Below are 22,570 nucleotides of genomic sequence, written 5' to 3'. Positions count from 1 at the left end.
GGTCCGGGGCCGGGTCCACTCCCGGTCCCGTGTCCGGGAGCATGCCCGAGGTCACGTTCACCCAGCAGGGCATGTGGGTGACCGAGCAGGCGGGTGGCGGGGGCGCCGCGTACCACATGCCGTTGCTCGTCCACCTCGACGGCGACCTGGACACCGGGGCGCTGCTGGCCGCCTGCGCGGCGGTGGCGGACCGGCACCCGATGCTGGGCGACGTGGTGGCCGAGGTGGACGGCGAGCTGCGGCTCGTACCCGGCGCCGAGGTTCCGGTACGCCACGTGGAGGACGCGGGTCCCGCCCTCGGGGAGGAGACGTGGGAGCGGGCCGTGCGCGAGGAGATCCTGCGCCCGTTCGACCTGGACACCGGGCCGCTGGCCAGGTTCACCCTGTTCCGCACCGGCCCCCGCCGGCACCTGCTCGTCTTCGTCGCCCACCACCTGGTCTTCGACGGCGGCTCCAAGGACGTCCTGGTACGCGACCTGGCGGCCTTCTACAACGGGGGGACGCCGCTCCCGCTGCCCAGGGTCGACCACGGCCGCGCCGAACGCGACCGGGTGGCCGCCCTGCTGCCGGCCGCCCGGGAGTTCTGGAGGCCCCGCTGGCGCGACCCGGGCGAGACCGTCGTGCTCGGCCGGCCGCTGAGGTCCCGGCGGGCGGGCGAGGGCCGGGTCCTGAGGTTCGCCCTCGGCGCGCCGGTCGCCCCGGTCCCCGGCCTGACCGGGTTCGAGGTGCTGCTCGCCGCGCTGCACACCCTGCTCCTCGGCTACGGCAACGCGGCGGTGACCACCGCCGTGGACCTGTCCACCCGTCCCGCCGAGGCCGCGGACCACGTGGGACCGTTCGTCAACGAGCTCCCGGTCGCCTCCGCCCCCTCGCCCCGGCAGACCTTCCGCGAGTTCGCCACCGCGCTCCGCGGCGAGCTGCGGGAGATCTACCGCTTCCGTCAGGTGCCGTTCTCCCGGGCGATGCCCCGGGTACGGCCGCACGCCGCGCTGGTGCCCGTCTCGGTCAGCTACCGGACCCGACGCGAGGCCGATCCGGTCTTCGCCGGCCTGGACGCCACGGTGGAGTGGACCGCCTTCAACCACGCGGTCCGCGGCGCGCTGCACCTGCAGTGCGTGGCCGGGCCCGGCGGGCTGGAGATCAGCATGCGGTACGACCCCGAGACGGTTCCCGACGCCGCCCGGGTGGCCGGCGACCTGCGGCGCGTCCTGGAACGCGCCACCCGCCACCCCGACCTGTCACTGCACGACATCCTGGAGAACGAGATGGGTTCCGTCACCACGCTGACCGACCAGATACGCGAGATCTGGGAGGAGGTCCTGGGCATCTCGCCGATCGACGACCACGACGACATCTTCGACCTGGGCGGTCACTCGCTGACCATCACGCAGATCATCGCCCGCATGCGCAAGCGCCTGGACATCGAGGTCTCCCTGGACGCCTTCTTCGACACCCCGACGATCGCCGGGATCGTGGACTCCCTCGGCGATGACTGAGACCACCGCGGCCACCGCCGCCACCGACGCCACCGCGACCACCGCCGCCCTCTCGACCGCCGCCGCTCCCTCGACCGCCGCCGGCACGCCGACCACCGCGACCACCGCGACCACGGGCACCGCCGGACCCCGCCTCTCCCGCCTGGCCGACGAGGACCTGCGCCTGCTGCTGACGATCCGGCACTTCGAGCTGAAGCTCCTGGAGCTGTACGCCAGGGGCGACCTCAACGGCACCACGCACACCTGCCTCGGCCAGGAGTACGTCCCGGTCGCGCTGCGGCCCCTGCTCGGCCCGGCCGACCACGTCTTCAGCAACCACCGGGGGCACGGCCACTACCTGGCCCGCTTCCGCGACCCGCACGGCCTGCTCGCCGAGGTCATGGGCAGGCAGGGCGCGATCTGCGGCGGCGTGGGCGGCAGCCAGCACATCCGGCGCGACCGCTACCTGTCCACCGGCGTGCAGGGCGAGAGCATGCCGGTCGCCGCGGGGGTGGCGCTGCACCTCAAGCGTGCCGAGCCCGGTGCCCTGGCCTGCGTGCACATCGGCGACGGCACCTGGGGCGAGGGCGCGGTCTACGAGGCGCTGAACCTCGCCGCGCTCTGGCGGCTCCCGCTGCTGGTCGTGGTGGAGAACAACGGGGTGGCCCAGTCCACCCCGACCGCGTCGCAGATGGCGGGCACGGTGGCCGGACGCGCGGCCGCGTTCGGCGTCCCGCACCGTCTGGTCGTCTCCGCCGACGTCAACGAGATCCGCATGGCGCTGGAGGCCGACGTGGCGCGGGTGCGCGAGGGCGTCCCGCTGGTGGTCGAGTTCGTCACCCATCGCCTCGGGCCGCACAGCAAGGGCGACGACGTCCGCCCGGCCGAGATCGTGCGGGCCGCCAGGGAGAGCGACTGGTACGGCCGCTACGCCCACGACCACCCCGAGCACTTCCACCGGTTCGACGGGGCGGTCAGGGACGAGATCCGGGCCGTCGCCGACGAGGTCGCGGCCCGGCCGCCGTCCCGCTGGGAGGAACCGTGCGCGTAGCCGAGAACCTCAACGCGGCCCTGCACGACCTGCTGGAGGACGACCCCACGGCCTACCTGCTCGGCGAGGACGTCCTCGACCCGTACGGCGGCGCCTTCAAGATCACCAAAGGGCTGTCCACCCGGTTCCCCGGGCGCGTGATCGGCACCCCGATCAGCGAGGGCGCGCTGACCGGCGTCGCGGCGGGCCTGGCGCTGACCGGCAACACGGCCGTGGCCGAGATCATGTTCGGTGACTTCGTGACGCTCGCCTTCGACCAGCTGTGCAACTTCGCCAGCAAGTCCGTGTCGATGTACGGCGAGCGGGTGCCGCTGCGGATGGTGGTGCGCTGCCCGACAGGGGGAGGCCGCGGCTACGGTCCCACGCACAGCCAGAGCCTGCAGAAGCACTTCATCGGCATGCCCGGCCTCTCGCTGTACGAGATGTCCCCCTTCCACGACAACCGCGCGGTGTTCGCGGCGATGCTGGAGGCGGGCGAGCCCTGCGTGTTCTTCGAGGACAAGGTCCTCTACACCCGGCAGATGGGACGGGTCGACCCGCTGTTCGCGGTGCGCCGTGACGGCGACCTGGCCGTGGTGGACGTCCGGGACGCCGGTGAGCGTCCCGACTGCGTGGTCATCGCCCCCGGCGGGATGGCCCACCGGGCGCTGGGCGCGATGCGCTCGCTGATGATGGAGCAGGAGATCGTCACCCGGCTGCTGGTGCCCTCCCGGCTCTACCCGCTGGACGCGGACGCGCTGCTGCCCCACCTGACCGACGTCGTGGTGGTCGCCGAGGAGAGCACCCCCGGGGGCACCTGGGGCAGCGAGGTCGCCCATCTGCTGCACGCCCGCCTGTGGGGACGCCTGCGCGGGCCGGTCCGCCTGGTCCACTCGCGCGACGCGGTGATCCCCACCGCCGCGCACCTGGAGGACGAGGTCCTGGCCGGGGAGTCCACGATCCACCACGCCGTACGGGAGGCCCTGCGTGGCTGACATCCGCGTCCCCAAGCTCAACGACAACGACACCGAGTACCTGGTCGTCGCCTGGCTGGTGGGGGACGGCAAGCCCGTCGCGGCCGGGGAGGCGATCGCCGTGCTGGAGACCTCCAAGGCCGCCGACGAGCTGGAGGCGCCCGAGGCGGGGTACCTGCACCACGCCGCCGCCCTCGACACCTGGGTCGCCCCGGGATCGCTCCTGGCCCGCGTCACCGCCGAGGCGGCCCCGCCGCCCGCCCCGGCGTCCGACGCGGTGCCCGGCGCGGTGTCCGGTACGTCCGGCGCGGTGTCCGGTCTGTCCGGCGCGGTGCCCGGTACGGTGTCCGGTCTGTCCGGCGCGGCCGGGCCGGCGGTGCCCGGTGACTTCTGGGAGGACGGGGGAGCCGGGGGAGCCGGGGAGTCCCGGGACGCGGCCGGGCGCCGGGAGGCTCCGGCCGTCGAGCCGGTCGTCACCGACCCCGCCCGCGCCGCCATGGACGACCTCGGGGTCTCCGAGGCCGAGATCGCCTCGCTGGGCCTGGCCGTCGTCCGCCGGACCGACGTGGAGGCCCTGGCCGCCCGCCGCGCCGACGCGCAGGCGCAGGCCGGACCCGGTGGCGACGCACAGGCGCCGACCGGACCCCGTACCGGATCGGCGTCGTCCGAGACGTCCGCGACATCCGAAATGCTCGCACTATCCGGGACGTCCGCGATGTCCGAGGCCCCGGAGGCCCCGGAGGCCCCGGAGGCCACGGAGGCCACGGGGGGCGGGGCCGGGTCGCAGGCGGGCACGCACCGCCTGTCGCGGGTGCAGCGCGCCGTCGCGCGCGCCGTCACCGTCTCGCACGACACGATCCCGGCCGCCTACACCGCGGTGAAGTTCGACGTGGGCCCGCTGCTGGAGCGCGCCAGGGGACTCACCCGGGAGGTCCGCAGGCCGGTCGGCCTGGCCGAGCTGTTCGTCCAGGCCGTGGCCGCCCTGCACCCGGCGTTCCCGCTCTTCTTCTCCTCGCTCGACGGGGACCGGGTCCGCCCCGCCGACGCCCCGCGCGTCGGCGTGACGTTCGACATGGGCGAGGGCCTGTACGTGCCGGTCGTCCACGACACGAGCTCGCTCAAGGCGATCGCCGACACGCTCATGCGCCACCGGCTCGCCGCCGTCGAGGGTGACTTCCGGGAGCGGGACCTCACCGGCGCCACCATCGCCGTCACCCTGCACACCGAGGCCGACGTCGTCCTGGCGATCCCCTTCATCTTCCCCGGTACGGTCTGCGCGCTCGCGATCACCTCGCCGCAGCGCGAACCGGCCTTCGCCGAGGACGGCACGGTGACGTCGAGGACCGTCGCCTGCATCGGCCTCGCCTACGACCACCGACTGATCAACGGCCGGGACGCCGCGCTCTTCCTCGCGGCCCTCCGGATGGAGCTGAACGCATGACCGAGACCACGCTGTCGGACGCGAAGAAGGCGCTGCTCGCCCAGCGGCTGCGGCGCAGGGGGGAGTCGCGGGCCGTCGTCGCCCGCGCGCCCGGAACCGTCCCGCCCCTGTCGCACGCCCAGGAACGCCTGTGGTTCCTGGAGCAGTACCGGCCGGGCACCACCGTCTACACCGTGCCCGTCGCGGTGCGGCTGCGCGGGACCCTGGACGCGGACGCGCTGCGCCGCGCGCTGGACGAGGTCGTCGTCCGCCACGAGGCCCTGCGGATGCGCTTCCTCACCACCGAGGACGGCACCCCCGAGCTCGTCGTGGACGATCCCCGTCCCGCGGAGCTGCGCGTCGTCGAGGCGGCCGGTGTCGACGACGCGATCGAGCTGTTCGACGCCGACCTGGCCGTCCCCTTCGACCTGGAGCACGGCCCGCTCCTCCGCGCAGTGCTGGCGCGGATCGCACCCGAGGACCACGTCCTGCTGCTGGCCGCCCACCACACCGTCATCGACGGCTGGTCCAGCGACCTGATCATCCGCGAGCTGCTCGCCCTGCACGACGGCGACCCCCTGCCGCCCGTGCCGGTCGGCTACGGCGACTACGCCCTGTGGCAGCGGGGCCGCGACCACACCCGCGAGATCGCCCACTGGCGCGACCGGCTTGCCGGGCTGCCCGCCCTGGAGCTGCCCACCGACCGGCCGCGACCGGCCGAGCAGCGCCACGAGGGCGCCGCGCTGGACGTCCGGATCGACGCCGACCTCACCCGGCGGCTGACCGAGCTGGGCGCCGCGGCCGGGGCCACGCCCTACATGACGCTGCTGGCCGCCTTCCAGGTCCTGCTGTACCGCTACTCCGGACAGACGGACTTCGCGGTCGGCTCCCCGGTCGCCGGGCGCGGGCTGCCCGAGCTGGACGGGGTCGCCGGCATGTTCGTCAACACCCTCGTCCTGCGCGCCGACCTGGCCGACGACCCGCCGTTCACCACCTTCCTGGACCGCACCCGCGAGGCCGCGCTGGACGCCTTCGCGCACCAGGAGCTCCCGTTCGACCGGCTGGTCACCGAGCTGAACGTGACCCGCGACGTGAGCAGGTCCCCGCTGGCGCAGGTCACGTTCGCGCTGCAGAACTTCAAGGCGGGCCAGGAGGACGGGCGCGTCTCCTACCTGACGCTCCCGGCCAGGACCACCCGGTTCGACCTGGGCCTGTACCTGTTCGAGAGCCCGGACGGGCTGCTCGGCCACCTCTCCTACGGCACCGCCCTGTTCGACGCGGAGACCGTGGAGCTGATGGCCGCGCGGTTCGAGACGCTGCTGCGCTCGATCGTGGCCGACCCGCGGGCACGGGTGGGGGAGCTGTCGCTGCTCTCCGCCGAGGAGCGCGAGCTGGTCCTGGGTTTCGCGACGGGACCGGCCGTGAGGCCGTCCGGCCACGGGCTGCTGCACGACCTGGTCACCGCGCAGGCCGCGCTGACCCCCGGCGCGACGGCCGTGGTCCACCAGGTCTCGCCCTCCGCAGGCACCGCGCCCACCGGCGCGCCCTCCCCGGCCGGTGGCTCGCTGACCTACGCCGAGCTGGACGAGCGCTCCACCCGGATCGCCGCCCTGCTGAGGAACCACCACGGCGTGGGCCCGGACACCAGGGTCGGCGTCTTCCTGGAGCAGTCCACCGACCTGGCGGCGGCCGTCATCGGCGTGCTGAAGGCCGGTGGCGCCTACGTGCCCCTCGACCCCAAGCAGCCGCGCGACCGGCTGGCGTACATGCTCGCCGACGCCGGGGCGGTCGCCGTCCTGACCACCTCGGCCCTGCGCGACGTCGTGTCCGACGTGCCCGGGGTGCGAGCCGTCCTGCTGGACGCCGAGCCGCTGGAGGAGACCGGGTTCGCGCCCCCCGGCCTCTCGCCGGACCACCTGGCGTACGTGATCTACACCTCGGGGACCACCGGGCGGCCGAAGGGCGTCGGCGTGCAGCACCGGCAGGTGCTCACCTACCTCGCCGGGGTCGGGGAGCGCTTCGCGGTCGAGCCCGGCGCGGTGTACACGCTGCTGCAGTCGCTCTCGTTCGACTTCGGGGTGACGATCTTCTACCTGTCGCTCATGACCGGCGGCGAGCTGCACCTGGCCGATCCGCAGGCCCCCGTCGAGGAGCTCGCCGGGCTGCTGAACCGCACCGACTACCTGAAGATGACCCCTTCCCACCTGGCCTCGCTGCTGGCCGGGGTGGACGAGCCGGCCGAGGTGCTCCCGCGCAGGCTGCTCATCCTCGGCGGCGAGGCCTCCCGGTGGGGCTGGGCCCGCGAGCTGGCCGCGTACACCCCGGTGGTCAACCACTACGGCCCCACCGAGGCCACGGTCGGCATCTCCACCCACGTCGTCACCGGCGAGGACGAGCGGTCGTCGAACCTGCCGATCGGCAGGCCGCTGCCGGGAGCCGCGGTCTACGTGCTCGACGAGCACCGGCGGCCGGTCCCGCCCGGCATGACCGGGGAGATCTACCTCGGCGGCGACCGGCTCGCCCGCGGGTACCTCGGACGGCCCGGCCTGACGGCCGAGCGGTTCCTGCCCGATCCCTACGGCGGGCCCGGCGCCCGCATGTACCGGACCGGTGACCTCGGCCGCTGGCTGCCCTCCGGTGACCTGTGCTTCCTCGGCCGCCGCGACCTGCAGGTGAAGGTCAGGGGCTACCGGGTCGAGCTGCCGGAGATCGAGTCGGTGCTCGCCGGCCAGCCGGAGATCGCCCAGGCCGTCGTCGAGCTGCGCGCCGACCGGCTGGTCGCCTACGTCGTCGCCGAGCACGCCGGGGAGCAGGTCGCCGTGGGCGAGCTGCGGGCCCGGCTCGGCGAGCACCTGCCCGAGTACATGATCCCGGGACGGTTCGTCTGGCTGGACGAGCTGCCCCTGAAGTCGCACGGCAAGGTCGACCGGGCGAGCCTGCCCGAACCCGACGAGGCGCGCCCCGACCAGGAGGCCGGTTTCGTCCCGCCGGAGACGCCCCTGGAGGAGGCCGTCGCCGAGGTGTGGGCGACGGTCCTCGGACTGGTCCAGGTCGGCGTGCTGGACGACTTCTTCGACCTGGGCGGGCACTCGCTGCTCGCCGCGCAGGTGGTCGCCCGCCTGCGGAAGGTCATCCCCGCCGGCGGGCGCCAGGTCACCATCCTGGACCTGTTCAAGCACCGCACCGTCCGCGCGCTCGCGCGGCTCGTCGAGGCGGGCGACGACGGCCCGCGCATGCTCCTGCACCGGCTCACCCCCACCCGCGCCGCCACCTCGACCCTGGTCTGCGTCCCGTACGGGGGAGGCAGCGCGGCCATCTACCAGCCGCTGGCCGACACGCTGCCGAAGAACTGGGCGCTGCACGCGGTCGCCGTCCCCGGTCAGGAGATGGGCCTGATCGAGGAGACCCGGCCGGTGGCGGAGGTCGCGCAGGGGTGCGTCGAGGAGATCCTCAAGGACGTCCGGGGACCGCTGACCCTGTACGGGCACTGCGGGCTCGGCGTCATGCTGACCGTGGAGATCGCCCGGCGCCTGGAGGCCGCGGGACGGCCGGTCGAGGCCATCTACCTGGGCGGCATCTTCCCGTTCGCGCGACCCTCGTCGGTATTGGCCAGGCTGTCGAACCTGACCGACCGCCTCCGCAGCGACCAGGTCTGGGCCAACGCCCTGCAGGCCGCCGGTCTCGACGTGGAGGACCTGGAACGCGACCAGCTCAAGCTGATGATCGACAACCGCCGCAAGGGGACGAAGGAGGCCGAGCGCTACTTCACCCGCCTCTTCGAGGAGGGGGTCGAGCCGCTCAAGGCGCCGATCATCTCCGTGGCGGGTGACCGCGACCCGGCCACCGAGTTCTACCAGGAGCGCTACCGCGAGTGGCACCTGCTGACCGACGCGACGGCCGTGGTCGTCCTCGACGAAGCCGGACACTTTTTCCTGAAATATCGGGCGGAGGAGCTGGCCGACATCGTCACCGGCACCCACCGGGCCATCGCCTCCGGCGACACGGCGAAGCTGGCCCGTACCGACAGGTCCACCTGGTGGCTCGGCGGCGTCTCCACCCAGGACGCCGTCGCGGAGATCTCCCCGGTGACGATGGCACCCGCGGTCACCGGCGCGGGACCGCTCGCCCCCGCGGCCGCTCCCCCCGGTACGGGACCGGCCGCGTCCGCCTCCACCGGCACGGGCGGGGCGCCACCGGGAACGGGACACCCGGTCACGACGGGTCCCCCCGCGCGGTCCGGCCCACCGCCCAGCATGAAGCGGTTCGCCGCCGTGGCGGCCGGACAGCTCGTCTCGATCATCGGGTCGTCGCTGACCGAGTTCGCCATCCCGCTGTGGATCTACATCACCACCGACTCGCTGGCCAGGTTCGCCCTGTTCTCCGTGCTCGCGCTGGTCCCCGGCATGCTGGTGTCCCCCCTGGCCGGAGCCCTCGTCGACCGCTACGACCGGCGCAGGGTCATGCTCGCCGGGGACGTCGGCGCGTTCGGCACCCAGCTGGCGCTGGGCGTCCTGCTGTGGACCGGCAACCTGCAGATCTGGCACGTCTACCCGCTCCTGGTCGTGCTGTCGATCGCGCTGACCTTCCAGCGCCTCGCCTACAACTCCGCCATCCCGCAGCTGGTCCCCAAGCGCTTCCTCGGCCACGCCAACGGCGTGGTCCAGATGGTCACCGGCACCGCCCAGCTGGTCGTCCCGCTGGTCGCGGTCGGCCTGATGTCGGTGATCGGGCTGGAGGGTATCCTCGTCCTGGACGTCGTCTCGTACGCCTTCGCCATCGGGGTGCTGCTGTTCGTCCGCTTCCCGCGGACCATGGCGTGGAAGCGCAGGGAGTCGCTGGTCGCCGAGATGGTCGAGGGCTGGAGGTTCTCCTGGGGCAACCGCGGATTCCGCGGCATGCTCTTCTTCTTCGCGGTGCTGAACATCTTCCTGTCCCCGCTGTTCCTGCTCATCTCGCCGCTGGTCCTGGGGTTCGCCACGCTGGAGGACGTCGGCCGGATCTCCTTCTTCGGCGGCCTGGGGGTCTTCCTCGGCGGCCTGACCATGACCGTCTGGGGAGGACCGCGCCGGCGCAGGCTGCGCGGCGTCATGCTCTCCACCCTCGCCCTGAGCGTGTTCTGCCTGGTCACCGGACTGCAGCAGAATCTGATCCTGATCGCGGTCGGCGCCTTCGGGATGTCGTTCTGGCTGACCATGCTCAACGGCGTCTACGCCACGATCATCCAGGTCAAGGTGCCGCAGCGCTTCCACGGCCGGGTCATCGCGCTCAACACGCTCGTCGCCTGGTCCACCCTGCCCATCGGCTTCGGACTGGTCGCGCCGTACGGCAGCGCCATGTTCGAGCCGCTGCTGGTCCCCGGCGGGCCGCTGGCCGACACGGTCGGCCTCGTGCTCGGCACCGGCGAGGGCCGGGGCGTCGGCCTGATGTACGTGCTGTTCGCGGTCGCCATCGCGGTCACCGCGCTGGTCGCGATGCGGACCCGCACGCTGTCCCGGTTCGACGTGGACGTCCCCGACGCGCTCCCGGACGACCTGGTCGGTTTCCAGGCCATCCAGAGGCGCCGGGAGCGGGACGGCGAGGTGGTCACCGTCGGGAGCTGAGGCGACCGTCGTGAGGACGGCCCTCGTGAGAACGGTGGTCGTGAGGACGGCGAAGGGGCGGGGAGGGCAGGTGGTCCCGTGACCACCTGCCCCCTATGCCCGAAGGCGCAGCCCCCTGGGGGTCGGATGGAAGCCCGCCGACTCCAGGGCCGCGCCCAGCGGGGAGTCGTTGATGGCGGTGCCGTCCGCGCGCTCGACGGTCAGCTTCCCGAGAGCGCCGTCGCGCACCGCGAGCGCGAGGGCGTCCACGGCCGGTTGCAGGCGGTCGTCGGCGGAGAAGGAGAGCAGGGTCTTGCCGCCGCGCTCGACGTAGAGGATCAGGTGCCCGTCGACGAGCACGACCAGGGACCCGGCCTTCCTGCCCGGCTTGTGGGACGCCTGCTCGGGCCGGGCCGGCCACGCCAGGGCCGCCCCGTAGGGGTTGGCGGGATCGGCCGCCGCCAGCACCACCGCCCGCCGGACGTCCCCTGCGTGCCGCCGCTCCGGTCTCCGCGTCTCCCACGGGGCGGGTGCCGGGGCCGCGCCCCACGGCTCGGACTCGGGTGCCGGGCCCCGCTGCTCGGAGGGAGAGGCGGCGCGCATCCGGTCCACGGCACCGGGAAGGGCGAACTGGGCGCCGCCCAGACCCTCCACGAAGTACCCCCTGCGGCACCTGCCGCTCTCCTCGAAGGCGCGGAGAACCTGGTAGACGGCGGCGAAGCCACCCGGCAGCCGCTCGGCCGTCACCGCGCCCCTGGTCACCACACCGTGCCGTTCCAGCAGCACCTCCGCCTGGGCGTGGGCACGCTGGGTGCTCTCCGGCGAGAGATCGGGCAGTGCCCACCAGCGCCCGCTCACCGTGGGCGGGCCGCTCCTGGTCGGCAGCACCGCGCGCCTGCGCCGGGTCGGGGCCGGGCGATGCGCAGGACGCCCCGTCCCGAGCGTGGACCGCAGCGGGGCCAGGGTGTCCCCGGTGATCCGGCCCGACCACACCAGGTCCCACACGGCGGCCGAGAGCGTCCGGTCGTCCGGCACGGAACCGTCGAGCAGCGTGCCGACCCGGTTGGTCAGCTCGCGGAAGAACAGCGCGCCCCCGCCGCCCAGCACCTCCAGCACGGCCTCGTGCACCGGGGTCAGCGTGATGTCGGCCGGAGCGGGCATCAGCAGCGGCGCGGTGTCGGCGAAGTAGAGCGACACCCACCCGTCACCGCCCGGCAGGGACCCCTGCCCGGCCCAGATCACCTCGCCGGAGGCGGTCAGCTCGTCCAGCAGCGACGGATCGTAGCCGGGCACCCGCGCGGGCAGGATCAGTGTCTCCAGCGCCGACGCGGGTACCGCCGCGCCCTGCAACTGCTCGATCGCGCCCACCAGCGCGTCGATCGGCGGCCTGCCGCGCTGCGGGGAGCCGGTGATGCCGTGCCAGGCGGGGGAGAAGGCGGCCAGCGTCTCCGCCGGAACCGGCTCCACCTCCTTGCGGAGCCTGGCCAGCGACCTGCGGCGCAGCGTCCGCAGCACCCCGGCGTCGCACCACTCCTCGCCCCGGCCACCCGGCCGGAACTCCCCGCTCACCACCCGCCCGGAGGCGGCCAGCCTGCGCAGCGCGTCGACGACGACCGCCGGGCCGAGGCCGAACCGGGTCGCCGCCGTGCTCGCCGGGAAGGAGGCGCGGGTGCGGGCGTGCCGGGCGAGCAGGTCGCCCAGCGGGTCGTCGACCGGCTCCAGGAAGGCGTGCGGCACCCCCACCGGCAGCGGCACACCGAGCGCGTCGCGCAGCCGGGCCGCGTCCTCGATCGCGGCCCACCGCTCCTGCCCGGCCACCCGCACCCTGATCGCCCGGCGGGAGCCCTCCAGCTCGGCCAGCCACGCGGGGTCGCCCTCGCGCACGCTCACGTCCTCGGCCAGCAGGGGCCCGTGGGAGCGGAGCAGGTCGGCCAGGTCCTCTGCGTCGCGCAGCGGGCGATCCAGCCGGGCCAGCTCCCGTTCGGTGTCGGCGATCACATCGGGGTCGAGCAGCTCACGCAGGTCCGCCTGGCCCAGCAGCTCGGCCAGCAGGCTCGTGTCGAGCGCGAGCGCCTGGGCGCGACGCTCGGCCAGCGGGGCGTCCCCCTCGTACATGAACGCGCCGATGTAGTTGAACAGCAGCGACGCGGCGAACGGGGAGGCCTTCTCGGTCTCGACCTCCACCAGCCGGATCCGCCGCGCCTCGACGTCGCGCATCAGCCGGACCAGCCCCGGCACGTCGAAGACGTCCTGGAGGCACTCGCGCATCGTCTCCAGCACCACCGGGAACGACCCGTACCGGCCGGCCACCCCGAGCAGGTGGGACGCGCGCTGCCGCTGCTGCCAGAGCGGCGACCGCCTGCCCGGCGTACGACGCGGCAGCAGCAGGGAGCGCCCGGCGCACTCGCGGAACCGCGCCGCGAACAGCGCCGAGCCGCCCAGCTCCTCGGTGACGATCCGCTCGATCTCGTCCGCGTCGAAGATCGCGATGTCCGAGGGGGGATCGGAGAGCGCGTCGGGGATGCGCAGCACGATCCCGTCGTCGGAGTGCACCGCCTGCACGTCGACGCCGTAACGCTCGCGCAGCCTCCGCCCGATCGCCAGCGCCCACGGCGCGTGCACCCGCGCCCCGTACGGGGAGTGGACCACCACCCGCCAGTCACCCAGCTCGTCGTGGAACCGCTCGACCACCAGCGTCCGGTCGTCGGGCACGTACCCCGTGGCCTGCCGCTGCTCGGCCAGGTAGGCGAGCAGGTTGGCCGCGGCGAACTCGTCCAGCCCCGCCGCCCTGATCCTGCCCAGGGCATCGTCCCGGGTGAGGTCCTCGGCGCCGCGCTTCCCCGCCCGCGCCTTCCCGGAGCCGCCCTTGACGGTGCTCGCGGCGGTGGTCGCGGCGGTGGCGCCCGTCGCGGCGGTGGCCGTGGTGGCCGTGGTGGCCGTGGTGGCCGCGCCGCCGGTCGTGGTGCCGGTCGCGGTGCCGACTGCGGGATCCGTCGAGGCGTCGTCTTCGGCAGGGTCCGTCGTGGCACCCGTCACCATGCTCGTCGCGCCACCCGTGGCGCCGTCCGCCGCACCGCTCGTCCTGGTCCCGGTCTTGGTTCCGGTGCCGGAGCCCGCGGTGCCGGAGCCCGCGGTGCCCGTGCCCGAGGTGCCCGTGCCCGAGGTGCCCGTGCCCGAGGTGCTCGCGCCTGCTGTGCCCGTGCCCGTGGTGCCCGCCGTGTCCGCGCCCGCCGTCGACATCTCGCGGAGGAACGCGCCGATGGCCCTGCCCAGCTCGGCCGGGCGGCCCGCGGTGTCACCGTGCCAGAACGGGAGCTTGCCGGGCTGTCCCGGAGCGGGCGTGACCAGCACCCGGTCGGCGGTGATCTCCTCGATCCGCCAGGAGGTCGCGCCCAGCACGAACACGTCCCCGGCGCGCGACTCGTAGACCATCTCCTCGTCCAGCTCGCCCACCCGGGAGGACTTCTCCCCGACCAGGAAGACACCGAACAGGCCGCGGTCGGGGATCGTGCCGCCGTTGGTGACCGCCAGGCGCTGAGCCCCCGGACGGCCCCGCAGGGTGCCGGTCACCCTGTCCCAGACGATGCGCGGGCGCAGCTCGGCGAACTCCTCGCTCGGGTAGCGCCCCGCGAGCATGTCGAGCGTGGCCTCCAGCGCGCTCCTGGGCAGCGTCCGGTAGGGGGCGGCCCGGCGCACGACCTCCTCGAGCTCGTCGACCGTCCACTCGTCCAGCGCGGTCATCGCCACGATCTGCTGGGCGAGGACGTCGAGCGGGTTGCGCGGATAGCGGAGGTCCTCGATCTCGCCGCTTCGCATCCGCTCGGCCACCACGGCCGTCTGGACCAGATCGCCCCGGTACTTGGGGAAGATCACACCGCGTGAGACGGCTCCCACCTGGTGCCCGGCCCGGCCGATCCGCTGCAGGCCGCTCGCCACGCTCGGCGGGGCCCCCACGCAGGCCACCAGGTCCACCGCCCCCATGTCGATGCCGAGCTCCAGGCTGGAGGTCGCGACCACGGCGGGCAGCCGGCCGGACTTGAGCGCCTCCTCGATCTGCGAGCGCTCCTCCTTCGACACCGACCCGTGGTGAGCCCGGACGATCTCCGGGACGACCCCCTTGGCCGCTCCTGCCTGCGCCATCATGGCCGCCGGGGTGGAGGTGGACGCCGGAGGGGACCCCGCGGCCGGACGCGCCCGCCTCGCCGTCCCGCCCGCCTTTGTGTGATCCGCCTCTTCGGGATCGGACCGATCGTGACCGGCCCGTCCGGAGCCGACCCCTCCGGGTCCGGTTCCTCCGGGGCCGGTCCGGTCGGTGTGGTCCTGCCCGGCGTCCTCTGCGGCCCCTTCCGTGCCCTCGGACCGTCGCTCCCACGCCAGCTCGTTGAGGCGGGTGCAGAGCCGCTCGGCCAGTCTGCGCGAGTTGGCGAACACGATCGTGGAGCGGTGGGCTCCGATCAGGTCGAGGAGCCGCTCCTCCACGTGCGGCCAGATCGACCGCCTGGCGGGGGTCTCGGTCAGCCAGCGGTCATCGTCCTGGGGTGGTGGGGCGGGGGCGGTGTCGAGCTCGGTCATGTCCTCGATCGGGACGACCACCTCGACCTCGATCCGCTTCTCGGAGGGCGGCTGGACCACGGTCGCCGGGCGTGAACCGCCCAGGAAGGCGGCCACCTCGCTCACCGGCCGCACGGTCGCCGACAGGCCGATGCGCTGCGCGGGCCGTTCGAGCAGGGCGTCGAGCCGCTCCAGGCTGAGGGCCAGGTGCGCGCCGCGCTTGGTCGCCGCCACCGCGTGCACCTCGTCGACGATGACCGTCTCCACGCCGCGCAGTGCCTCGCGAGCCTGGCTGGTGAGCAGCAGGAACAGCGACTCGGGGGTGGTGATCAGGATGTCGGACGGTTTGGTCGCGAACCGGCGCCGCTCCTCGGCCGGGGTGTCCCCGGAGCGGATCGACACCGAGATCCGCGGCACCGGGAGACCGAGCCTCCGCGCGGTCTGCTCCAGCCCGGCCAGCGGCGCCCTGAGGTTGCGCTCGACGTCGACCGCGAGGGCCTTGAGCGGGGACACGTACAGGACCCGGCAGAGCCTGGGAGGCTCGCCGTCCCCGCGCGGGCGCCGCCCGCCACCGGCCCTTACGCCGCTCGCCCGCTCGCCACCGGTGGGGTCACCGGCGGTCCCGTCACCCGTCCGCCCGGTGCCGACCTTGCCGGTGAGGGGCCGCCCGTCACCCGTCCGTGCGGCGGCCTGCCCGGCGTCGGTGGCCGAGTGCTCGGCCGCCAGCCGGTCGAGAGACCACAGGAACGCGGCCAACGTCTTGCCGGAACCGGTCGGCGCGACCACCAGGGTGTTGTCGCCCCGGGCGATCGCCGACCAGGCCCCCTCCTGGGCGGCTGTCGGCGCGGCGAACGCCCCGGTGAACCACTCCCTGGTCATCGGGGTGAAGCGCCCGAGCGCCCCGTCCGTCCCGCTGGTCTCGCTCATCGACTGCCCCCTAGCTCCGGCTCGGCCGACCTGCCGGGTCCGTCATCCATACTGCCCGGCCCCACCGACAGAATCCGTCCCCGCCGACCAGGCCGGAAAGGTGGCCGGCGGGCCGGTCCGCGACCTGCGGGCAGGGACGCCACGATCCGATGGACCCACCGTGAGGCCGCACCGGACCTCGGCGGATCCCCGGAGGCCCGGACCCCTCGAGGTCCCCCGAGGTCCCCCGAGGTCCCCCGAGGTCCCCCGAGTTCCCGCGAATCCCGACTGGTCCCGACCGGTCCTGAAGAAGCCCCGGCAGGCCCCCGGTACGTCCTCGGCGGATCCCGGCGGGCTCGCGACGGATCCGGGCTCGCGACGAATCCCGGCGGATCCCGGTGGGTCTCCGGCGCGCCTCTCGTGGGCTCCTGCGGTCCCGTCCCGCGGAGACCCGGTGAAGCCCGGCAACCCCGGCGGGGGAGCGCGGCGGGCTCTCCCGGCGTCCCGTGACACCCGTACGGGCTCCGCGATGCCCGTGCCCGTGCCGGTTCGCCGTCCCGATCCCGTCCGCCGGCCGAGGCACCGTCCTGATCCCGTCCGCCGGCCGAGGTGTCGTCCCGGTCGCGTGGCGTCCGGGATAGGTTGGCCCCCTGTCGTCACGGACATGACCCTGACGGACGTACAACGCATTGAGTGGTGAGCTAGCGGTGAGCATCGACCATCAGGCCGTCCGGGCGGCACGCGAGCGGATCAAGGCGGAGCACCTCAGGGCGCACCGGCCGCCGAGCAGCGCGAGGGGGCTGCACCACTTCGCGCTGATCTCCTCCGACGTCGAGGCGACCATCGCGTTCTACCAGGAGCTCCTGGAGTTCCCGCTCACGGAGATCATCGAGAACCGTGACTACCCGGGCTCGAACCACTTCTTCTTCGACATCGGCAACGGCAACCTCCTGGCCTTCTTCGACTTTCCCGGCCTGGACCTGGGGCCCTACCGGGAGGTTCTCGGCGGGCTCCACCACATCGCCATCTCGGTGGACCCCTCCACCTGGGAACGCCTGTGCGGCAAGCTGGAGGCGGAGGGCGTACCGCACCAGGTCGAGAGCGGCGCCTCCGTCTACTTCGCCGACCCCGACGGGGCGCGGCTGGAACTGCTCGCCGACCCGCTGGGGGAGATGTACGGCTCCCGCGTGCTCTGAGCCCGGTCCCGCCGCGCCGGACCGCGCCCGTGCCCATCGCCGGCGCGCCGGTACGGGACCCGGCATCCCCGGCCCGGACGCATACTTGGGGGCATGCGCCTGTCGGATTTCTGGAAGCGGATGAAGCTGCACTTCGGTGACCAGTACGCCGAGTCGTGGGCCCAGGACTACATCATCGCCGACCTGGGGGGCCGGACCGTGATCCAGGCGCTGGCCGAGGGTGTCGGGGCCAAGGAGGTCTGGCACGCCGTGTGCGGGGTCACCGACGTCTCCCCGCGCCTGCGCTGACGGGGGCCCGGCGGGGTGCCGGTCCCGTTCAGGACGCATCCGGCCCCGCGGGCGGGCCCAGAAGCCTTCCCACCGCCTCGGCCGTGCGCGAGGGGTCGTCGGCGCTCTGCTGACCGTCCGGCGACCACACGAACAGCCAGCCGTCCCTGGCGGGGGTGGCGAAGACGATCGTCTGCCTGCCGTTGTCCGGATGCCACACCCACAGCACCGGGGTGGCGCCACCCAGGGTGCGGCTCGCCAGCCCTCGCCGCCTGAGCTCGGCGGCCAGGGAGTCGAGATGGACTAGGCGTTGCTGCGTGAACGCGTCGGGCACGTCGGGCACCTCGGATCGTTTCTCTCAGGATCACTCCAGGTCAGCCCGGTGACAACAAGGCCATGGCAATTCCCGTGAATGTCTCCGCCAGGAGGGGGCGCGGCGCTCCCCGTCGGGACGGTGAGACCCTGACGGCGAGGTCCGGCTACCCGGGCACCGGGCCCGGAGACGACCCGGGACGTACGGGGAGGGCCCATGCCGCTCCCACCGGGAGGAGGGGCGTCGTCCGCGGGGACGCCGACGGCGGGGGCCGGGATTCGGCCCCCTCCTGCGGACACCGGTCCGATGGACGTCGCCCCGACGGACAGCGGTCCGGCGGGTCCCGCGCCCGCCGCGAACCGTCGTCCAGGGCTTCCCGCGACGGCCGCCGCGGGGCGTACCGGGGCTTCCGCGACGCGTGTTGCCGACGGGCAGCGATCGAACAATCGTTCGGCTATATTGAACAGGCCGAGACTCCTGGCGTGCCCTCCCGAAATTGTCGGCGGCACCCCGTAGCTTGCTGGCAACCGATCCAACCCGCGACCCTCCAGGGGGGCTCCCATGGCAGCTAACGACCGCGAGAAGGCGCTCGAGACCGCGCTCGCTCAGATCGAGCGGCAGTTCGGCAAGGGCTCCATCATGCGCCTGGGCGACGAGACCCGGGCGCCCATCGAGGTGATCCCCACCGGCTCCATCGCGCTGGACGTGGCCCTCGGCATCGGCGGCTTCCCGCGCGGCCGCATCGTCGAGGTCTACGGTCCCGAGTCCTCGGGAAAGACCACCGTCGCCCTGCACGCGGTGGCCAACGCCCAGCGCGCCGGCGGCATCGCCGCGTTCATCGACGCCGAGCACGCGCTCGACCCGGAGTACGCCCAGAAGCTGGGCGTCGACACCGACGCTCTCCTCGTCTCCCAGCCCGACACGGGTGAGCAGGCGCTGGAGATCGCCGACATGCTGATCCGGTCCGGCGCCGTCGACCTGCTGGTCATCGACTCGGTCGCGGCCCTGGTGCCCAAGGCCGAGATCGAGGGCGAGATGGGCGACAGCCACGTCGGCCTCCAGGCCCGCCTGATGTCCCAGGCGCTGCGCAAGGTCGCCGGCGCGCTCAACAACACCGGCACCACCGCGATCTTCATCAACCAGCTCCGCGAGAAGATCGGCGTCATGTTCGGCTCGCCCGAGACCACGACCGGTGGAAAGGCGCTGAAGTTCTACGCCTCGGTCCGTCTCGACATCCGCCGCATCGAGACGCTCAAGGACGGCACCGAGGCGGTCGGCAACCGCACCCGGGTGAAGGTCGTCAAGAACAAGATGGCCCCGCCCTTCCGGGTGGCCGACTTCGACATCCTGTACGGCGTCGGCATCTCCCGCGAGGGTGGCCTGATCGACATGGGCGTCGAGCACGGTTTCGTCCGGAAGTCCGGCGCTTGGTACACCTACGAGGGTGACCAGCTCGGTCAGGGCAAGGAGAACGCCCGGAACTTCCTCAAGACCCACCCCGACATGTCCAACGAGATCGAGAAGAAGATCAAGGAGAAGCTCGGTGTCGGCCCGCGCGTCGACAGCCCGGCGACTCCGGCGCCGGCCGCCGCCGCTCCGGCTTCGGCTCCCTCCGGCCGGAGTGCCGCTCCGACCCCGGTCGCGGCCGGAGCCGGCAGGGGGGCCAAGGCAGCCGCCGCCCCCAAGCCGGGTGACGCCTGACCCGGGCCTGACCGATGACGACGGGACCTGACTCCGGTCCGGCCGACGCGGCCGGGCCGAGAGACTGGGGAGCCTGGCCCGACGTGACCCGGGACGACTCGTCGCCCGGGAGCGGACGCGGGCGGGACGGCGACCCGCCCGCGTCCGAGAACCTCTGGGACGGTGACCCGTCCGCCTCAGGACGCCCGGGACGCCCGGGGCGTCCGGGAGGGCGCCGTGGCGGCGGCTCGTCCGCCTCCGGGCGCGGGCGACGGGCCGGTTCGTCCGGCTCGGAGACCGATCGGCAGGACGGCTCGGACGCCTCCCCGAGCGGATGGGAGGCCGATTCTCCTCCTTCTCCGGCCATGTTCGGAGGAGACAGCGGTTTCGGCGATTCCGAGAACGGCTCGTCGGGCGGGAAACGTCGCGGTTCACGCGGTGCCTCGCGCCGTGGTGAACGCGACGGTGAGCGTACCGGTGGGGGAAAAGGCCGGCGGGGCGGCGGAGGGTGGGGCGGACGACGCTCCTCGGGAGGCCGATCCTCGGGGCTTTTCCCGGACACCTCGGCTCGTGAGGCCGGTGGGGCGGGCGATGACGCGACCGGTGGATCCGGTGCCACCGGATGGGGCGCGGTGGGTCCGGACGACCTGCTTCCGGGTGCCGCTGGTTCGGGCCCGGGGGGTTCGGGCGCCTGGGGTTCGGGCTCCGCGGGATTCGGCGGCAGGACGCCGGCGAGCCGCAGGGCCGACGCCGATCCGCAGGCGGTGGCACGGGGGATCTGCCTGCGGCTGCTGACCATGGCGCCGCGTACCCGGGCACAGCTCGCGGAGGCGCTGCGCAAGCGTGAGGTGCCCCAGGAGGCGGCGGACGCCGTGCTGGACCGCTTCTCCGAGGTCGGGCTCATCGACGACGAGGCGTTCGCCGCGGCCTGGGTGAGTTCGCGCCATGCCGGTCGCGGCCTGGCCCGCAAGGCGCTCGCCTCCGAGCTCCGCCACCGGGGCGTGGACGAGGAGACCGTGAAGGACGCGGTGGAGCAGCTCGACCCCGAGCAGGAGGCCGAGACCGCCCGCGCCCTGGTGCGGCGCAAGCTCTCCTCCACGCGCTCCCTGGAGCCCGCGGTGAGGACCCGCAGGCTGGCGGGGATGCTCGCCCGAAAAGGGTACGGTCCCGGGCTGGCGTTCCGCGTGATCCGCGAAGTGCTGGAGGAGGCGGAGACGGAGGCGTCCTCGTTCCCGGAGGACCCGGACTATCCCCTCGATTAGTTCAAAGCGCCTTGACAGCCTGTCTTTGCTTGCTCGTTACCTCTCTGACGCTTAATCTCAACGCAGTGAGGAGTTACTCCGTGCAGTACGGATTGTCATAGCGGTTTATTACGGACGAGCAGGCTTGGCGGATGGGAACGCGACGACGGAACCGGTGGGAAAAACCGGGTGCCGTTTCTCCGCGGGTTCATCGTCGTTTCGATGGCGCCGAGGCTTGAGCTTTCCGTGCCGTGCGTGTGACGCCTCGTGTGCCTGATATTTGCGACGCGAGGAAGGTGAGGCGCGCATGGATCCGGTCGTGGTCGTCATGTTGACGGTGGCGGTTGTGGCTCTTGCCGTGATGACAGCCGTGCTTGTCGTGTTGCTGCGTCGCATCGGTGGAGCCGGGGCCGCGCCGAAGCGTCCCACCCCCGAGCAGGAGGCCGAGGTCGAGGCCGAGCTGGAGGAGGCCAGGCGTCAGGCCGCCGGGATCCGGGCCAAGGCCGAGAACGACGCCGGAGAGCTGCTGCGCAGGTCGGAGATGGCGGTCGAGGCCGCGGCCGAGATGCGCAAGGAGGCCGAGGCCGAGGGCAAGGTCCTGAAGTACGAGCTCAAGGAGCTCCGGGCCGACCTCGAACGCCGGGAGAACCGGCTGGCCGAGCGGGAGCAGCGCCTCGACGAGGAGGCCAGGCGGCAGGCCGAGCGGGCCCGCAAGCTCGCCGAGACCGAGACCGAGCTGGCCGACCGGCGTGAGGACCTCGAAAGGGTCGCCGAGGAACGCAGGGCCGTCCTGGAGCGGGTGGCCGGGCTCACCGGCGAGCAGGCCAGGGCCGAACTGGTTCGGGAGATCGAGAACCAGGCGAAGCGCGAGGCCGCGCTGATCGTCAGGGAGATCGAGGGGGAGGCCCGCAGGGAGGGCGAGAAGCGGGCCACCAAGATCGTCACTCTGGCGGTCCAGCGGGTGGCCACCGAGCAGACCGCCGAGTCCGTGGTGAGCGTCCTGCACCTGCCGGGTGACGAGATGAAGGGCCGCATCATCGGCCGTGAGGGCCGTAACATCCGCGCCTTCGAGTCGACCACGGGCGTCAATCTGATCATCGACGACACGCCGGAAGCCGTGCTGCTCTCCTGCTTCGACCCGGTACGCCGCGAGACCGCGCGGCTCACCCTCGAGAAGCTCGTCCTCGACGGCCGCATCCACCCCCAGCGCATCGAGGAGGCGCACGAGCGCAGCAAGGCCGAGGTCCAGGAGCTCTGCGTGCGCGCCGGTGAGGACGCCCTGGTGGAGCTCGGCATCACCGACATGCATCCCGAGCTGGTGACCCTCCTCGGCCAGCTCCGCTACCGCACCTCCTACGGGCAGAACGTCCTCGGCCACCTCATCGAGTCCGCGCACATCGCCGGGATCATGGCGGCCGAGCTGCGGCTCGACACCACGCTGCTCAAGCGCTGCACCCTCCTGCACGACATCGGCAAGGCCCTCACCCACGAGGTCGAGGGCAGCCACGCCCTGATCGGCGCCGAGATCGCCAGGCGGTACGGGGAGCACGAGGACGTCGTGCACGCCATCGAGGCCCACCACAACGAGGTCGAGGTCAAGACCGTCGAGGCCGTCCTCACCCAGGCCGCCGACGCGATCAGCGGGAGCAGGCCGGGCGCCCGCCGGGAGTCGCTGGAGGCCTACGTCAAGCGGCTGGAGAGGCTGGAGGAGATCGCGACCTCCTACGAGGGCGTCGAGAAGGTCTTCGCGATGCAGGCCGGTCGTGAGATCAGGGTCATGGTGAAGCCCGACGCGGTCGACGACATCCAGGCCCAGGTGATCGCCCGCGACGTCGCCAAGCAGGTCGAGGAGGAGCTCACCTACCCCGGCCAGATCCGCATCACGGTCGTCCGCGAGTCACGGGCCACCGAGTTCGCCCGCTGACCCCGCCTGGCCGG

Annotated in this window: 12 protein-coding genes; 10 read left to right on the top strand and 2 right to left on the bottom strand. The window is 73.3% G+C overall.

Annotated features, from left to right (window positions below):
• The first annotated feature begins 41 nt into the window (after positions 1-41).
• From ACZ6RT_RS17315 to ACZ6RT_RS17295, 5 genes are read left to right on the top strand one after another with little or no spacing between them, the layout of a single operon-like run.
• Positions 42-1,496: a condensation domain-containing protein gene (locus ACZ6RT_RS17315; RefSeq protein WP_470154612.1), complete on the top strand. Its 1,455-nt coding sequence runs from the start codon at positions 42-44 to the stop codon at positions 1,494-1,496.
• A complete protein-coding gene (locus ACZ6RT_RS17310; RefSeq protein ID WP_470154610.1) occupies positions 1,489-2,526 on the top strand; it encodes a thiamine pyrophosphate-dependent dehydrogenase E1 component subunit alpha in 1,038 nt (345 codons plus the stop codon). Before ACZ6RT_RS17315 ends, ACZ6RT_RS17310 begins: the two co-directional genes overlap by 8 nt.
• A complete protein-coding gene (locus tag ACZ6RT_RS17305; RefSeq protein WP_470154608.1) occupies positions 2,517-3,500 on the top strand; it encodes an alpha-ketoacid dehydrogenase subunit beta in 984 nt (327 codons plus the stop codon). Before ACZ6RT_RS17310 ends, ACZ6RT_RS17305 begins: the two co-directional genes overlap by 10 nt.
• Positions 3,493-4,920, top strand: a complete 1,428-nt coding sequence (locus ACZ6RT_RS17300) for a 2-oxo acid dehydrogenase subunit E2 (protein ID WP_470154607.1) — start codon at positions 3,493-3,495, stop codon at positions 4,918-4,920. The genes ACZ6RT_RS17305 and ACZ6RT_RS17300 overlap by 8 nt, the downstream gene beginning before the upstream one ends.
• Positions 4,917-10,499 (top strand): amino acid adenylation domain-containing protein, encoded by a 5,583-nt coding sequence (locus ACZ6RT_RS17295; RefSeq protein ID WP_470154606.1) that lies wholly within the window; start codon positions 4,917-4,919, stop codon positions 10,497-10,499. Before ACZ6RT_RS17300 ends, ACZ6RT_RS17295 begins: the two co-directional genes overlap by 4 nt.
• Before the next feature lie 93 nt (positions 10,500-10,592).
• Here the strand turns inward: ACZ6RT_RS17295 and ACZ6RT_RS17290 are convergent, their stop codons facing one another.
• Positions 10,593-15,956 (bottom strand): Lhr family helicase, encoded by a 5,364-nt coding sequence (locus ACZ6RT_RS17290; protein ID WP_470154604.1) that lies wholly within the window; start codon positions 15,954-15,956, stop codon positions 10,593-10,595.
• A gap of 686 nt (positions 15,957-16,642) precedes the next feature.
• Between ACZ6RT_RS17290 and ACZ6RT_RS17285 the strand changes: the two genes are divergently transcribed.
• Positions 16,643-17,131 (top strand): VOC family protein, encoded by a 489-nt coding sequence (locus ACZ6RT_RS17285; protein WP_399190697.1) that lies wholly within the window; start codon positions 16,643-16,645, stop codon positions 17,129-17,131.
• 93 nt (positions 17,132-17,224) lie between these two features.
• Positions 17,225-17,419: a DUF3046 domain-containing protein gene (locus ACZ6RT_RS17280; protein ID WP_344905084.1), complete on the top strand. Its 195-nt coding sequence runs from the start codon at positions 17,225-17,227 to the stop codon at positions 17,417-17,419.
• A 28-nt stretch (positions 17,420-17,447) separates the two neighbouring features.
• Here ACZ6RT_RS17280 and ACZ6RT_RS17275 read toward each other — a convergent pair whose 3' ends face one another.
• A complete protein-coding gene (locus tag ACZ6RT_RS17275; protein ID WP_399190699.1) occupies positions 17,448-17,732 on the bottom strand; it encodes a hypothetical protein in 285 nt (94 codons plus the stop codon).
• 540 nt (positions 17,733-18,272) lie between these two features.
• Here ACZ6RT_RS17275 and recA point away from each other — a divergent pair.
• The 3 genes from recA to rny all read left to right on the top strand — a co-directional run bounded on the left by recA (position 18,273) and on the right by rny (position 22,556).
• On the top strand, positions 18,273-19,412 hold the full coding sequence (gene recA / locus ACZ6RT_RS17270) for a recombinase RecA (RefSeq protein ID WP_470154602.1): 1,140 nt from the start codon (positions 18,273-18,275) through the stop codon (positions 19,410-19,412).
• Between the two features lie 611 nt (positions 19,413-20,023).
• Complete coding sequence (locus ACZ6RT_RS17265; RefSeq protein WP_470154601.1) at positions 20,024-20,653, top strand: regulatory protein RecX; 630 nt, start codon at positions 20,024-20,026, stop codon at positions 20,651-20,653.
• 340 nt (positions 20,654-20,993) lie between these two features.
• On the top strand, positions 20,994-22,556 hold the full coding sequence (rny, locus tag ACZ6RT_RS17260) for a ribonuclease Y (protein WP_470154599.1): 1,563 nt from the start codon (positions 20,994-20,996) through the stop codon (positions 22,554-22,556).
• The last annotated feature ends 14 nt before the right edge of the window (positions 22,557-22,570 follow it).

The sequence above is a fragment of the Streptosporangium sp. NPDC050148 genome, from assembly GCF_055586505.1.
The sequence above is the reverse complement of the archived record's forward strand: the minus strand, read 5'-3'. Positions and strand labels throughout refer to the sequence as shown.